General features: G+C 59.8%; 13 protein-coding genes and 1 rRNA gene. 7 read left to right on the forward strand and 7 right to left on the reverse strand.

Annotated features, from left to right (window positions below):
- Positions 1-140: 140 nt before the first annotated feature.
- The 4 genes from rrf (at position 141) to AC07XF_RS09415 (ending at position 3967) form a co-directional block, all read left to right on the forward strand.
- Positions 141-256: ribosomal RNA gene (gene rrf / locus AC07XF_RS09400) — 5S ribosomal RNA — on the forward strand.
- A gap of 145 nt (positions 257-401) precedes the next feature.
- Positions 402-1061: a paraquat-inducible protein A gene (locus AC07XF_RS09405; RefSeq protein WP_495026267.1), complete on the forward strand. Its 660-nt coding sequence runs from the start codon at positions 402-404 to the stop codon at positions 1059-1061.
- Positions 1048-1671 (forward strand): paraquat-inducible protein A, encoded by a 624-nt coding sequence (locus AC07XF_RS09410; RefSeq protein WP_495026268.1) that lies wholly within the window; start codon positions 1048-1050, stop codon positions 1669-1671. The genes AC07XF_RS09405 and AC07XF_RS09410 overlap by 14 nt, the downstream gene beginning before the upstream one ends.
- Positions 1664-3967, forward strand: coding sequence for a PqiB family protein (locus tag AC07XF_RS09415; RefSeq protein WP_495026269.1), 2304 nt, complete (start codon positions 1664-1666; stop codon positions 3965-3967). The genes AC07XF_RS09410 and AC07XF_RS09415 overlap by 8 nt, the downstream gene beginning before the upstream one ends.
- Before the next feature lie 208 nt (positions 3968-4175).
- On the opposite strand, the gene mksF is transcribed toward AC07XF_RS09415, so the two are convergent.
- The 3 genes from mksF to mksB are packed head-to-tail and all read right to left on the reverse strand — an operon-like array spanning position 4176 to position 8978.
- Positions 4176-7016, reverse strand: a complete 2841-nt coding sequence (mksF, locus tag AC07XF_RS09420) for an Mks condensin complex protein MksF (RefSeq protein ID WP_495026270.1) — start codon at positions 7014-7016, stop codon at positions 4176-4178.
- Positions 7013-7714 carry an Mks condensin complex protein MksE gene (mksE, locus tag AC07XF_RS09425; RefSeq protein ID WP_008016584.1) on the reverse strand — a complete coding sequence of 234 codons (702 nt, stop codon included), beginning with the start codon at positions 7712-7714 and terminating at the stop codon, positions 7013-7015. The genes mksF and mksE overlap by 4 nt, the downstream gene beginning before the upstream one ends.
- Positions 7704-8978 (reverse strand): Mks condensin complex protein MksB, encoded by a 1275-nt coding sequence (mksB, locus tag AC07XF_RS09430; RefSeq protein WP_495026271.1) that lies wholly within the window; start codon positions 8976-8978, stop codon positions 7704-7706. The genes mksE and mksB overlap by 11 nt, the downstream gene beginning before the upstream one ends.
- 219 nt (positions 8979-9197) lie before the next feature.
- On the opposite strand from mksB, the gene AC07XF_RS09435 reads away from it, so the two are divergent.
- Together AC07XF_RS09435 and rimI are read left to right on the forward strand one after the other, a co-directional pair.
- On the forward strand, positions 9198-9944 hold the full coding sequence (locus AC07XF_RS09435) for an energy transducer TonB (protein ID WP_495026356.1): 747 nt from the start codon (positions 9198-9200) through the stop codon (positions 9942-9944).
- Positions 9937-10389, forward strand: coding sequence for a ribosomal protein S18-alanine N-acetyltransferase (rimI, locus tag AC07XF_RS09440; RefSeq protein WP_007981794.1), 453 nt, complete (start codon positions 9937-9939; stop codon positions 10387-10389). Before AC07XF_RS09435 ends, rimI begins: the two co-directional genes overlap by 8 nt.
- A gap of 99 nt (positions 10390-10488) precedes the next feature.
- Here rimI and AC07XF_RS09445 read toward each other — a convergent pair whose 3' ends face one another.
- A complete protein-coding gene (locus AC07XF_RS09445; RefSeq protein ID WP_495026272.1) occupies positions 10489-10893 on the reverse strand; it encodes a serine kinase/phosphatase in 405 nt (134 codons plus the stop codon).
- 169 nt (positions 10894-11062) lie between these two features.
- On the opposite strand from AC07XF_RS09445, the gene can reads away from it, so the two are divergent.
- Positions 11063-11707, forward strand: coding sequence for a carbonate dehydratase (gene can, locus AC07XF_RS09450; RefSeq protein WP_007981797.1), 645 nt, complete (start codon positions 11063-11065; stop codon positions 11705-11707).
- 6 nt (positions 11708-11713) lie between these two features.
- On the opposite strand, the gene AC07XF_RS09455 is transcribed toward can, so the two are convergent.
- The 3 genes from AC07XF_RS09455 to AC07XF_RS09465 all read right to left on the reverse strand — a co-directional run bounded on the left by AC07XF_RS09455 (position 11714) and on the right by AC07XF_RS09465 (position 15165).
- A complete protein-coding gene (locus AC07XF_RS09455; protein WP_495026273.1) occupies positions 11714-12238 on the reverse strand; it encodes an SET domain-containing protein in 525 nt (174 codons plus the stop codon).
- Between the two features lie 144 nt (positions 12239-12382).
- Positions 12383-13555: a hypothetical protein gene (locus tag AC07XF_RS09460; RefSeq protein WP_495026274.1), complete on the reverse strand. Its 1173-nt coding sequence runs from the start codon at positions 13553-13555 to the stop codon at positions 12383-12385.
- Positions 13556-13746: 191 nt separating this feature from the next.
- Positions 13747-15165 carry a TIGR00366 family protein gene (locus AC07XF_RS09465; RefSeq protein WP_204931938.1) on the reverse strand — a complete coding sequence of 473 codons (1419 nt, stop codon included), beginning with the start codon at positions 15163-15165 and terminating at the stop codon, positions 13747-13749.
- Between the last annotated feature and the right edge of the window lie 42 nt (positions 15166-15207).

A 15207-nucleotide genomic window follows, 5' to 3' on the forward strand; every position in this document is an offset into this window, starting at 1 on the left:
TGCTGACCTGAAAAGGCACCAGATTGCGGTGTGTGAAGACGCAATGAACCGAAAGTTCGAGATACTCACAAAACACCAAACTATCACCTACCCAATTTGCTGAAGCGAGGCCCTCTGGTCACGACTCAGTACCCGAATTTCTTGACGACCATAGAGCATTGGAACCACCTGATCCCATCCCGAACTCAGCAGTGAAACGATGCATCGCCGATGGTAGTGTGGGGTTTCCCCATGTGAGAGTAGGTCATCGTCAAGATTAAATTCCGAAACCCCAATTGCGAAAGCAGTTGGGGTTTTGTTTTTGCGCGTGAAAAAACAGGGCTGGCCGTTGCACATTTTGCACAGTTATTTTCAGCCCATGGCACTAGAATAGGCCCAACTTCTTCAGAGTCAGAGCCTTTATGCCGGATCCGGTTGACGCCCCAGGGCTGTCAGAATTACCGCTAGACAATCTGGTTGCCTGTCATGAGTGCGACCTGCTGATGCGCAAACCCGTACTCGCCCATGGTGAAAAAGCCCTGTGCCCGCGCTGTGGCTACGAGCTTTATGCCAATCGCTACAACGTCGTACAGCGTAGTCTCGCCTTGGTCATCGCCGCCCTGTTGTTGTTTATTCCGGCGAACTTTTTACCCATCATGCAACTCAATCTGCTCGGGCAATCTTCGCAAGACACTGTCTGGAGCGGTGTTGTCGCCCTTTTTGACACAGGGATGCAAAGCGTTTCAGTGGTGGTGTTCCTGTGCAGCATGGCGATCCCGCTGCTCAAGCTACTGTGCCAATTGGCCGTATTGTTGAGTATCCGTTTTGATGTCGGACGCAGCTACGGCTTGTTGCTCTATCGCATTTATCACCACATACGCGAATGGGGGATGCTCGAGGTTTACTTCATGGGCGTGCTGGTGGCGATCGTCAAGCTGGCAGATATGGCGGCAATCACTGTAGGTCTCGGCCTGGCGTGTTTCATTGGTTTGTTGCTGATTCAAGTCTGGCTGGAGGTCGTAATGTCGCCTCACCAGATCTGGCAAGCGTTATCAGGAGAGGATGCCCATGCGGGCGATTGATGCAGGCATTCTGATTTGCAAGGAATGTCATGAATTGAACAGGCAGGAAGCTGATACCGATGAGCAAATCTGTACGCGCTGCGGAGCGCTGGTGCATGCCCGCAGCCCGAATAGCTTGGTGCGCACCTGGGCATTGCTGATTACCGCCGCCATTCTTTACATACCGGCCAATTTGTTGCCGATCATGACCGTCAACTCCTTGGGCAAAGGCGCGCCCAGCACGATCATGGCCGGTGTGATCGAGTTGGTGCACTACGGAATGTTCCCCATTGCAGCCGTGGTGTTTATCGCCAGTATCCTGGTGCCCACCTTCAAGCTGGTGGGCATCGCGCTGCTGTTGTTTTCCGTGCAACGCCGCCAGCCACTTTCGGCCCGCCAGCGTATCTGGATGTACCGTTTCATTGAATTCATCGGCCGCTGGTCGATGCTGGATATCTTTGTGATCGCCATTCTCGTGGCGGTCGTGAATTTTGGGCGGCTTGCCAGCATCGAAGCCAATCTTGGCGCCATCGCTTTCGCCACTGTGGTGATTCTGACGATGCTTGCCGCAGTAACTTTCGATCCCCGACTGATTTGGGATAACACGGAGTCGGACGACGACCATGACTGATTTGCCTGTAGCGAAAACCCGACCGGCCTCGAACTGGTCTGCCATCTGGGTGTTGCCCCTGATCGCCCTGATCATCGGCGGCTGGCTTGGCTGGCGTGCTTACAACGAGAATGGCATCGAGATTCAGGTGCGCTTTGAAAGTGGCGAAGGCATTCAGGCCAACAAGACGGAAGTTGTCTACAAGGGCATGCCGGTCGGCAAGGTCAAAAGCCTCAAGCTCGATGACGAGGGCAGTTCCAAAGGTGTGATTGCCAGCATCGAAATGAACAAGGACGTGGAGCAATACCTGCGAACCAGCACGCGTTTCTGGCTGGTCAAGCCGAGCGTGACGTTGGCGGGGATTACCGGTCTTGAGACGCTGGTTTCAGGTAACTATGTTGCCATCAGCCCGGGGGAAGGCGAGCCGGTTCGCAAGTTCAAGGCCCTGGCCCAGGAGCCGCCGCTCTCCGATGCCCAGCCCGGCCTGCACTTGACCATCAAGGCTGATCGCCTGGGTTCGTTGAACCGCGGCAGCCCGGTGTTCTACAAACAGATCAAGGTGGGGCAGATCAAGAGCTACGTGCTCTCCGAAGATCAGAGCACTGTCGAGCTCAAGGTCTTCATTGAGCCGACCTACGCCAAACTGGTGCGTAAACACACGCGTTTCTGGAATGCCAGTGGCATCAGCATCGACGCCAATCTGTCCGGTGTGAAAGTGCGCAGCGAGTCCCTTGCCAGCATCGTCGCCGGTGGTATTGCGTTCGCTACGCCTGAAAACCGCAAGGACAGCCCGCCTACCGACCCAAGCCTGCCATTCAGGCTCTATGAAGATTTCGATGCGGCGGCAGCCGGTATCCGGGTCAAGGTCAAGCTCAGCGACTTTGAAGGCTTGCAGGCAGGTCGCACGCCGGTGATGTACAAAGGCATTCAGGTCGGCAATCTCAAGGCGCTGAAGGTCGATCCTGACCTGTCCGGGGCCACCGCCGAGTTGACGATGGACCCGTTGGCCGAGGATTACCTGGTCGAAGGCACACAATTCTGGGTGGTCAAACCGTCGATTTCCCTGGCGGGGATTACCGGCCTTGAGGCGTTGGTCAAAGGCAACTACATCGCTGTGCGACCTGGCGACAAGGGTTCGGCTCCACAACGGGAGTTTGTGGCACGGGCCAAGGCGCCGCCGCTGGATCTGCGTGCACCGGGTCTGCACCTGGTGTTGTTCACGGAAAATCTCGGCTCGCTGGAAGTCGGCAGCCCGGTTCTCTACAAGCAGGTTAAAGTCGGCTCCGTGCAGAGCTATCAGTTCTCACGCACCAAGAAACAACTGATTATTGGTGTGCACATCGAGAAGGAATACGAAGGCCTGGTCAACGCCTCGACGCGCTTCTGGAACGCCAGTGGCATCACCCTCACGGGCGGGCTGACCGGTGGGGTCCAGGTTAAAAGTGAATCGTTGCAGAGCTTGATGGCCGGCGGCATTGCCTTCGAGACCCCACGAGACAAAGCCCCGTTGCAAAAGCGTGTGCCACGTTTCCGGCTGTTCGCGAACCATGAAGAGGCCACGCAGAAAGGCGAAGTCATCACGATCAAGCTCGATCGCGCTGATGGCTTGCGTACCGGCACTCCGATTCGTTTCAAGGGGCTGGATGTCGGCAAGGTGGAAGACGTTGATCTCAGCGAGGATCTGCAATCGGTGCTGCTGACCGCACGGATTACAGAAGTGCCGGAGCGCATCGCCCGGGTCGGTAGTCAGTTCTGGGTGGTCAAGCCTGAACTGGGCCTGATCAAGACGTCCAACCTCGAGACCCTGGTAACCGGGCAATACATCGAGGTGCAACCGGCACCGAAGAATCTGGGGCCGCAGAAGAACTTTGTCGCTTTGGCCACTGCGCCGGAAACGGCCAAGCAGGAAGCGGGATTGAGTCTGGTGCTGAGCGCCGCCCGTCGCGGTTCGTTGAAGGCCGGCGTGCCGGTGACGTATCGCGAAATCACAGTGGGCAAGGTGACTGGTTATGAGCTGGGAGAGACTGCTGATCGTGTACTGATCCATATCCTGATCGAGCCGAAGTACGCGCCACTGGTACGCAGCGGCACACGGTTCTGGAACACCAGCGGTTTCGACTTCGATGTCGGCCTGTTCAAAGGCGCAACGGTGCGTACTGAATCCCTGGAAACGATGATTCAGGGCGGTGTCGCCTTCGCCACGCCGGACGGCGAGCGCATGGGCAGCCCGGCGCGACCGGAGCAGACGTTCGCGCTGTTCGACAAGTTTGAAGAGGAATGGCTGGGCTGGGCGCCGAAGATTAGCCTTGGTAAATAACAGGGATTTGATTGGGCGTCTGTGAAGACGCCTTCGCGGGCAAGCCCGCTCCCACAGGGGCTGGGTTGTTCCTGAAGAAATACGATCAAATGTGGGAGCGGGCTTGCTCGCGAAGAGGCCCTTGAACTCACTGAAAATCTAATTCAGCGCCCAAAAAAAGGCCGCGATCCAATGGATCGCGGCCTTTTTATTGCCTTCGCTTCAAGCGTCAGACCGCGTCCAGCTCCGGTTCATCCGCTTGTTCGTTGACCGTTGCCTTGACCTGGTCGTGACGACGGATGTACTTCCAGTCCGCTTCGTCGATGTAGATGCCGGCCGGGCCGCTGCCGCCTTCCAGGTCGATGGCGACACTGGCGCAGACCTGCGGCTTCACGCTCGCCAGAATCGGCACGAAGCCCAGTTGCAGGCTGGTTTCCAGCAAGGCTGCCTGGTTTTTCTCGTCGATGTCCGCAGCCTCGTCAAGGTAGTACGGCAGGCGCACGCGACCGGCCTGGTCACGGTCCATCAAGTGCAGCAACAAGTACATGTTGGTCAGCGCCTTGATGGTCATGGTGGTGCCGTTGGAGGCGGCGCCGTCGATGTCGGTGTGGATCACCGGCTGGCCATTGACCTTGGTGATCTCGAACGCCAGTTCGAACAAGTCCTTGAGACCGAGTTGGTTGTGGTTGGCTGCCACCAGTCGCGCCAGGTATTCCTTGGCCTCTTCGTTCTTGTTGTCCTGCTCGGCGCTTTGGCTGAGGTCGAACACCGACAGGGTTTCGCCTTCCTCGTACTGACCGGCGCTGTGGATGATCTGGTCGATGTGCTTGAGCGCTTCCTTGTTTGGTGCGAGCACGATGCGGAAGCTTTGCAGGTTGGAGACCTGACGTTTGTTGATCTCGCGGTTGAACAGCGCCAACTGGTGTTCGAGGCTGTCGTAGTCGCTGCGGATGTTGCGCAGGGTCCGGGCGATGTCCGTCACGGCGGCACGGCGAGCCTTGCCCAGGGTCAGGGCTTCGTCGGTACGGTGCGCATAGGCGTTGATCAACAGTTGCAGGCGACGCTCCATATCGTCTTCGCTGTCGAACTTGGCCACGCCTTTGAGACGCACCTGAGCGTACAGCGCTTCGATCTGGCCGTCGGCCCGCAGCAGGCCTTGCCAACTGTCCTGATAGTCATTGAGCAGCGGCAGCAGGTTGTCCATGGAATCGTCGACCGGGTCCATGAATGGCGTGCCGAACGGCAGGTCTGCCGGCAACAACTGACGGCGGCGCAGGGCGTCGTCGAGGGTGCGTTGCTTGGCTTCCATATCGCCGATCTGGCGGCCGACCAGTTGCAGCTTGGCCGACAGTTGCTGGACGCGCTCGGTGAAGGCGTCGCTGGAACGCTTCAATTCGTCTTGGGCGGCTTCCATCTGCGCCAGTTGTTCCAGCTTGTCGCCTTCCTCGGCACTCAGGGTTTGCGCGCGGCGGAAATCTTCCAGGGCTTTCTGCGCATCCAGCACTTGCTGGTAGAGGGCTTCGGTCTGAGTCTTGCTCGCGGCGCGGTCGGCAGCCACGGCTTGCTGGGTTTTCAGTTGCTTGAGTTCTTTTTCCAGGCGTTCTTTCTGGTCGCGCAGGGCCGCTCGGTCAGCCAGCGCCTGCAAGGCCGGTGGTTCGATGTGCGAGATGTCGATCGACAGGCCCGGCACTTCGAAGCGTTCGCCTTTGAAACCATCGAGGATCAGCTCTACGGATTTGACCCACTCGCCATCGTCGTCAAGGGTGATGCCGTGTTCACCCAGCGGCAGGCTGAACAGTGCGCTGTTGAACAGGCGCATCAGGCGTTCGACGTCTTGCTGTGAGAATTCTTCGCGCAGGCGGGCGTAGCTGTTGTTGTCTGCGTGGTCGAGTTGCTGCTTGACCGACTTCAGGCGTTTTTCCAGGTCGCGCAAACGTTCTTCCAGGTCCTCGGCGCTGAACTGGCGGGACTGTGCGAGCGCACCGGCGAGTTCGTCGTGGGCGTCCTTGGCCGCGAGCAGTTGCTGCTCCAGCACCTTGACGTCATCGATCAGGGCAAAGCGATGCTTGAGTACCGCCAGTTCGCCGAGCCAGCGCTGGATGCCAGTGATTTCCCGCTCCAGGCGCATCAGTTCCTGAGTGCCACCGCGCTGGTCGTTTTGCAGGGCGTCCTGCTCGTTGCGGTAGTGCTCGGCCTGAATGGTCAGCTCTTCCTTGCGCGCACTGGCGTAGTCCGACCAGGTGCCCAGCAACGAATCGAGCAGCGGCGAGATGCGGTGCAGTTTGCCGCGCAGGATGTCGCGTTGCTTCACGCCGTTGGCCAGGGCTTCGACCAGTGGGCCGGCGGCGACCAGCGAGTTGTAGTCCTGCTCCATGCGTCGCACATCGCGGAACGCTTCTTCGCACGCGGCAATGTAATCGACGCTGCCGGAACGCAGGCTGTGTTCGAATGCATCGAGGAACAGTTGCTTGAGCTTGGCCGCGGTGATTTCGCGCATGTGCAGCAGGTTGATGAACAGTGCGCGGAAGGTCTTCAGGCTTTGCTCGCTGGTGGAGCGCAGTGGGATCAGCGTCAAGTCCAGCGGAATCGAGGTGTGGCCACCGACCAGCAAACGGCGCAGTTCGTCCGGCTTGAGTTCGTAGGCTTTCAGGCCTTCGCGCTCAAGGTTGGTGAACAGTTCTTTCTGGCGCAGGCAGGTGTCGTTTTTCTGATAGTGGGCCAGGTCCAGTTTGCCGGCATAGGCAAAGAACTGGTGACCGAAACCGCCGCCCGGGCCGCGGCCGACCACACCGATCACGTGCGGACCGTGGGGCAGGTTGACTTCGACCAGGATGTAGCTGGTGTCCGAGGCAAAATAGAAGCGCCGGGATTGTTCCAGGCTGTACTTGCCGAAGCTCATGTCCGACATGCGCGCCAGGATCGGGAACTGCAGGGCGTTGATCGAGGCGGATTTACCGAGGTTGTTCGCGCCATAGACCGACAGCGGTTCTTCCAGCGGAAACAGGCCGAGGCTGTAGCCGGCGGTGTTCAAAAGGGCAAAGCGGCGGATGCCGTAACGTTCCTTGCTCATGCGTCGAGCTCCTGTTCTTCGGCAATGGCCCGGGCCAGGGCGTCTTCTTCGCTCTCATCGGCAAACTCAGCGAGGTCGAGCGGGTCGTCGGTCTGCAGCAGTTTTTCGTCGCTGTCTTCGTCGATCAGCACCGGCACCGGCAACGGCAGGACGCTGTGCAGGCTGGCGGCCAGATCGCGGTCCTGCTGCACCGACAGGCAGACGTCGAGGAAGCGGTGCATCGGCGGCAGGAAGCGGTAGACGCCGTTTTCTTCGCTGGCGAAACCGAGTTGGGTCATGCGGCGCATGATCTTTTCTTCCAGCTCATCCTGGGTCTGCACTTCGGCCTGGATGAACAGGTCCCGGTATTTTTCCAGCAGCGACGGCAACTCATCGCGCCCCAGGCTGCCACCGTCGAGCACGGCGATTGGGTCGCGGCCCTGATCGGCCAGGTGCTCGACGAGGATGAAGGTGAACAGCGCCAGACGCTGGGCGGTCTTGTTCACCGCGGCCGCAGCGAGGTCCGGCACGAAGTAGTAGAAGCCGCGGGTGTCGCAGACCAGTTCAAAGCCCAGGGCCTTGAATAGCGTGCGGTACTGGTCCTGGAAGTTCGATAACTGTGCGTACAGTTCCGGATCGCGGCGGCTGACGTGGTAACCCTTGAACAGCTCGCGAAAGATCGGTGCCAGTTGGGACAGTTCGGAAAGATCAAGATGCATAGGGAGTGCTCGCAGAATCCTCGGCGGTATCGCTGACCGAGAGCAGGGCGAAGGAGCGCAGGCTGACCTGATGCTCGTGAGTGTGGTATTCGCGGCGTTCCAGACGCTCGCGCTTGAAGCGTTTTTCCCGCGACAGGCGCGAGAACCAGTACAGCAATTCGTCGGTGGCGCCGTCCGGTTCCTGCTCCAGCAGCCAGGTCATCAGATCCGGCATCGGCAGGGCGTCTTCGCAGCGTTCGAGCATTTCTCGAACCGTGCGCGGCGCCCGTGGGGCTTCGCCTTTTTGCGTTTTGTGGGCCTTGGGGAAACGCGCCGGTTTCGGTTCGAAACGCGCCAGCGCGTAGACGTAGGCTTCAACCTGACTGGCGCTGCCGAGGAACGTGCTTTGCGGCCGTGTGAACAGCGGCATCGCCGCTTGTGGTACGGCGTCGATGCCCTTGCGACGGATGGCGGCCAGGGCCAGGGCCGCGCCACGGGTCACGGCGTTGTGCCGGCGCGCCTCTTCACGCAGCGGCAACAGCAGCTCGCGGGCATGACGCAAGGTCAATTGGGCGCTGGTCTGCATTTCGAGGATGCGCGCGTGAGTGCGCAGCAGCATGTCGTCGTCGACCAGGTGGCCGAGGCGTTGCTGTTCGCTGAGCATCTTCAGCAGGACGGTTTCGACCTTGCGCACGCCTTGTTCGAAGGCGCCATCGGCGTTCACCAGATCAATCATCGGCTCGACGTATTCGTCCCAGGTCGCCAGCACTTCAGCGTAACGCTGGCGCAACGGAATCTGCCGGTCGCTGGTTTTCGCCCGTTCGGCGACGGCCACCAGTGCCTGTTCGTCGTTATCGAGTTTTTTCAGCACGTCACGTACGCGCATGTCGAGCAGGCGCAACTGGCGCGCCAGATCGTTGCCATCGCGGATCTCGAAGGCGTCCTGGATGTAGCCGGCCAGGCGCTCGAGGTGGCGCAGGTAGGCTTCGATCTCCAGGCACAGGCCCAGACGGTGTTCACGGCGCAGATAGGCGAGGAAGTCGTGAATCTGCGCATTGAGCTCGAAACGGTTCGGGCTTTTGGCCACGGGAACCAGGATGTCGAGGCGAATCCACACGTCCAGCAGGCTGGTAATGTCCTGCGGCGTACTGTCCAGTTGCTGGGCGGCCAGTTGCGTGCGCAGTTCGTTCAGGCTCAGTGTGCCTTGGTCGAAGTGCTCGCACAGTGGCTCCAGAAGTGCCCAGTGTTCAGCGAGGGCGCGCAAGACGCGCTTGGGTTCGATCATCGGAATGGCCGGCTGGTTGGCGATTAAAAGCCGCGATTGTACTGCATCGGGGGCAATGCGATTCACTCGCGGGACGGGCTGTCGCCTTCTTTTCGGTAATGTGCATCGATCAACTGCGGGCGATCTTGAGCGAACGGCGGTAGAATCAGCGCACTTTAGTTATCCACAAGTGGCTGACCTTTGCTTATCGAGTCCCGTCGTCGCGCTTATCTGGCTGCTATGCAGGTGGTCAATTGGCTGCCGCGCACCGAATTGCCCTTTGCTGCGCCTTCCCGGCCCGAACTGCTGGAGATGCCCGAGCCAGTTATGCTCGCGCCTGTCGTGCCGGCTGTCGTGGCTGAGACGCCCGTGGCGCCGGCGGTCAAACCGGCCGAGCGAGTGAAGATCGAAGTTCCGCGGCCATCGCTGGCGAGCACGCGCACCGGGGCGAAACCGGTGGAGGAGGCCGAAGAGGCGCCCGTCGCGGTCAAGGCGCCGATCGTGCCACCGCCGCGTTTCGCCCTGCAATTGCTACGGGCCGGGCGTTGCCTGCTGCTGGTGGAGTTACCCACAGGCGAACCCTTCCAGACTCGCGATCCTGCTTACCTGCTGCTCAAGGACATGTTGCGCGCCGCCGGTCTGCCGGACAGCCCGCAGATCGTCGGCGAGCCGGTACGCTGGCCGTTGCTGGTGCGTGGCACGATGGATCAAGGCCCGGAAGCGGCCCGCGACTTCGTGCAAGGTTTTCTCTCGGTGCGGATGGAAGAAACGCCATGCGTCTGCTTGTGGCTGATCGGCCTGCCCGCCGTGCGATTTGCCGGCGAAGCGGATGCCGGGGCGTTCAATCGCGAGTTGCAGATCGAAGGCCTGGGCTCGGCCTGGGCGGTGCCGGGCCTGGAATTATTAATGGAAGAGCCACAGCGTAAGGCTGATGTCTGGCAAGCCATGCGTCGGCTGATGGCGCGCTGGAAAGAATCGAATGAGTGACGCTGTATCGTTTCGCCCGATGACCGAGGCGGACCTGGAAGCTGTACTGAAAATCGAATACGCGGCCTACAGCCATCCCTGGACCCGCGGGATTTTCCTCGATGGCCTGGGCAAGTACCAGATCTGGCTGATGTTCGAAGGTCAGCAACAGGTAGGCCACGGTGTGGTGCAGATCATCCTCGACGAGGCGCATCTGTTGAACATTACGGTCAAGCCGGAAAATCAGGGTCGTGGCCTGGGGCTGACATTGCTTGAGCATTTGATGTCGATTGCCTACAAGGCCGACGCCCGGGAGTGTTTCCTGGAAGTGCGCGACAGCAATACCGCGGCATTCAAGCTGTATGAGCGTTACGGCTTCAACGAGATCGGCCGGCGTCGGGATTACTACCCGGCAGTGGGCGGGCGCGAAGATGCGGTGGTCATGGCCTGCACTTTGGTGGATTGAGCTTAAAAGCTTCGCGAGCAAGCCCGCTCCCACATTTGGAATGCATTCCCCTGTGGGAGCGGGCTTGCTCGCGAAGGCGGCTGAACAGGCACTAAAAAACTATCGCTTGCCGTCCATCGGATCGCGCAGCGCCAGTTCCGCCTCATCCAGTCCGTTGCCACCGCCGATATCGTCCTCATCGACGATGCTCAGGTCCCAATCCGCACGACTATCATTGCCCGCCTCATGGGCATCCCGGGCGCCGTCTTCACGGATCAGGGTTTCCGGGCTAAGGTCATCGTCGGTAGGTTGATGGTCATCGGTCGAGGCCCCGGTCAGGCCCGCTTCACGTATGCGCTGGCGTGGCATCAGTTGCTCGCGCTCCTTTTCCGGCAGTTCGTCACCGATTCTGGCGCTGGGTTCTTCGGCGTCGAAATCCAGCTCGCGCACCGAGCCCATGCGGTCTTCGTCGTCATCGACGGGATCCGGTTGCACCGCATCGTACGGACGTCGTGAATCATTCATGGCAATTCCTCATACTGTAGGCCCTACTACGGTTGACCCACGTGGCTACCGAGAATTCCACCGGCATGGAGCCCCGTGTTCCGGATCAGGAGAGCATCTGCATTTTCGCGCGTGACCCCGACGGACGGTTGTCAGTCAAAGCTGCGCATCATTCTTGAGGCTTCAAAGCATGAACGAATTACAAGATCTGATTGATAACAACGAGCGTTGGGCCGCTGCGATCAAGGAGGAAGATCCTGACTTCTTCGCCAAGCTGGCCCGCCAACAGACACCGGAGTTCCTGTGGATCGGTTGTTCCGACGCCCGGGTGCCGGCCAACGAGATCGTTGGCATGTTGCCGGGCGATCTGTTCGTCCACCGTAATGTGGCCAACGTCGTGCTGCACACCGACCTGAACTGCCTGTCGGTGATTCAGTACGCAGTCGATGTGCTCAAGGTCAAACACATTCTCGTCACCGGTCATTATGGCTGCGGTGGTGTGCGCGCCGCGATGCAGGATCGCCAGTTCGGCTTGATCGACGGCTGGCTGCGTTCGATTCGAGACCTCTACTACGAGAAGCGCGAAGAGCTGGCCAAACTGGCCACCGAAGAGGAACAGGTCGACCGCCTCTGCGAACTCAACGTGATTCAGCAAGTGGCCAACGTCGCCCATACCAGCATTGTGCAAAATGCCTGGCACCGCGGGCAGAGCCTGTCGGTCCACGGTTGCATCTACGGCATCAAGGATGGTCGCTGGAAAAGCCTGAACACCACCATCAGCGGATTCGAGCAATTGCCGCCGCAATACCGCCTGCGGCCGGTCGATTCACAATAAAGTCCGTCAATCGTGGCTTTGCCGACGCCAGCGTTGCAGGAACGCCTGGCCGTCGGCGTTGGGCGACTCATCGTAACCGGTGATCCAGCCCCGACAGTTATACGAACCGCAGCGACAGGCAAACTGGCGCAGCAGTTTGTCTTCGGTGGCGGCGAAGTCCATCGACAGCCAGTCGCCCTTTTGTATGTCTTTCAATGCCCACAACCACAGTTCACTCATGTCCAGAAAGACATTCGGGTCGCAGGAGTGTCGCAGCAGCCCACAGAAACGCGGGTCGTAGACATGCACGCCGGGCGCGAGTTGTCGTGTATGACGACGGCGATAGGGCAGCAAATGTCCCGATACCCGGCAGATTCGGCTGATCCGGGGAAAATCGCGTAGCGCCACAGCGGCCTTTGCTGTGCCTTTGTCGTCGGAGAGGATTTCAAAATCGTCCAGAGAAGGAAATCCGAGGTGAAGGGGGAGCTCCGCGAAGGGATAAACACCTGCGGGTGGCGGCGCGAGAGACTTGCGCAATGCGTTGGCTTTCATAACGATCCTTGTCTGCTCGGTGCTGCGACTTCCTTGCGCCGACGGTCCTGTCAGCGCTGCAGCACATGGGTTCAGCCCAAGCCTCTCGCAGATACTACGGGCGGTCTACTGTCATAAGTGACAGATTGACAGCCGTACATCGGGTTACAAAGGTGGAGCAGGTTTCGCAGTGGCTGGCGCTGGGGCCTTGAGCTGTTTGAGCTGGGACACGATCGAAGCTGTCGCGCATTTGCCCACGGCCTGTTGGGGCGTCAGGTTGCGGATCGAGGTGTAGAACAGCTCGCAGGTTTTTTCTTTCTGGGCCACTTGCCAGGTTTGCGTGCAGGTATTGAGCTCGACGTCTGGATTGCTGTCCGGTTGGCGGCCCATGGCGGCCTGCCAGCACGCAGCACTCAAATCCTGGCCCATGACTTTCAGGCCTGCCGCATCGGCCTTGGCCTGGGCATCACTGCCGGTATAGTTTGCCGGGTCGGCGGCATACCAAATGTAACTCGGGTGGTTGGAGCCCAAGACGGGTACTTTCACACCGTTGTCCGGGTTGATTTGGACCAGGCCCAACACGTTCACCGTCGGCCCGTATTGCTCTTTGATCCAGTTACGCACCGGTGCGCCGAAGGCGACCATCGGCAGTGCTGCGCCACTGGCGTTCAGGCTGACTTCCTTGACCATGGTGGTCTGGTAATCCTTGAAGTAGCCGTAAACGCCTTCGAGGTCCTTGCCAGCGTTGGACGGTGCGGCAATCGGGGCGATGTCGATGATCGTCTGGTAGCCCGGCGTCTGCCCGGCCGGGATGCCGTTTGCGGTCAGCAGCGTGGCCCAGCGATCGGTGGTGGCGGACCTCAGGTAATCCTGGGCCTGGGTCAGCGAATAGTCTGGCGGGAAGTGCAGCAGTTCGACGCTTTTGCGGTTTTCCAGGGCCATGCCCAAAGGCAGGAACAGGTACCAGCTATACGCCCACTTGCCATCGGCATTCAGTTTGCTGGCGCCGTTGTAGGCCAGATCACCGGCGTCGAGCAGCGCCGCCAGGGGCTTTTCATAGCCGTTGGGTACGCCGCTGATTTCGGCATGGAGCTGATTGTTATCGGTCTTGACCAGAACCTTCGCCCCGCTATAGCCATCACGCTGCACGCTTTGGGTCAGGTAATGCTCGACGGTTTGTTCAAGCGTCCAGTTGCGAAAGCAGATCACGTTGCAGTTGTTGGGATAGGCGAAGAGACGGGTAACGCGTTCGGTACTGCCCAGTTTCAGTGCGACATCGGCGTGGGCGGTGGCACTCAGGGTGAGGGCCGCGAGGGTGAGTCCTGCGAGTTTTAGCATGCTCAGATCCTTTTCAGCGTGGGTTCCCGGAAGTGGGGTACTACATACTGAAACCGCTGGTGGCACATTTCAAATGTGGGAGCGGGCTTGCTCGCGAAGGCATTGGATCAATCGACCTCCACGTTGATTGACACACCGCCTTCGCGAGCAAGCCCGCTCCCACATGTATTTTCGTAGGTTGTAAATTCAGGCTATGGCATCACTGGCGGCGTATAGGCCAGCGTCGTCCCCAACACCCAGAGTAGCAGCAGCACAAGCGGCGTGTGCACCAGTAACTGCACGAACGAGAAGCCGATCAGGTCCCGCGCCTTCAGCCCCAGCACACCCAGCAACGGCAGCATGTAGAACGGGTTGATCAGGTTCGGCAACGCTTCGGCGGCATTGTAGATCTGTACGGCCCAACCCAGGTGATAGTTCAGGTCATTGGCCACCTGCATGACGTACGGCGCTTCGATGATCCACTTGCCGCCACCGGACGGAATGAAGAAACCGAGGATCGCCGAGTACACGCCCATCAGCAGGGCATAGGTGTCGTGGGAGGCAATGCTGACGAAAAAGGTCGAGATGTGGTGCGCCAGGGTCTGCGCATCGGCGCCTTTTACCGTGGTCATCAACGCGGCGATCGAGCCGTACAGCGGGAACTGGATCAACACGCCAGTGGTGGTCGGCACCGCGCGGGACACAGCGTCCAGTAAGCTGCGCGGACGCCAGTGCAACAGGGCACCCAGCATGATGAACAGGAAGTTGTAGGTGTTCAGCCCGGAAATCGCACTGATGGCCGGTTTGGTCGAAAACTCATGGAACAGCCACCCGGCTGCCAGCAACACCAGCAGAATTGTCAGCAACGGGCTGTATTCCAGCCATTCGCCGGGGCGGGTGCGAGGTTGCAACGGTGGCAGGTTGAAACTCGGGTCGACGCCGCAGGCCTTGGCGTCACGCGCCGAGTTCGGGCCTGGCGCGGTGGCGTAGGCGATGATCAGCGAGATCACGATCAACGCCAGCAACATCGCACCGGACTGCCAGAGGAAAATGGTTTGAGTGAACGGGATCACCCCGGTGATCGACAGAATCGATGGCGGCAAGCTGGCCGGGTTGGCCTGAAGTTGCGCCGCGGACGACGACAGGCCCAACGCCCACACAGCACCGAGACCCAGGTACGCGGCGGCACCGGCGGCGCGGTAGTCCATTTTCAAATCGGTGCGACGGGCCAGGGCGCGCACCAGCAATCCGCCGAACACCAGGGACAAGCCCCAGTTCAGCAACGACGCGACCATGGAAATCAGGGCGACCCAGGCGACGGCAGAGCGGCCGTTTTTCGGGATTTTCGCCAGACGGTCGATCAGTTTCACTGCCGGTGGCGAACTGGCGACCACATAACCGCCGATCACCACGAAGGCCATCTGCATGGTGAATGGAATCAGGCTCCAGAATCCGTCACCGAACGCCATGGCAGCGTCGGTGGGTTTGGCTCCCATCGCCATGGTGGCCAGGGCCACGATAATCACCGCCAGGGCAGCAAACACCCAGGAGTCAGGAAACCAGCGTTCGGCAAAACTTGAGCAGCGCAGGGCAAAGCGGGCGGAGCGGCTATCTTCGATATCAGCGGCCACGGGAGTACCTCGGATTTTTATGTTTGTTGTGGTCTTCGGGGC

The organism is Pseudomonas sp. GW821-FHT01C01 (genome assembly GCF_059422645.1).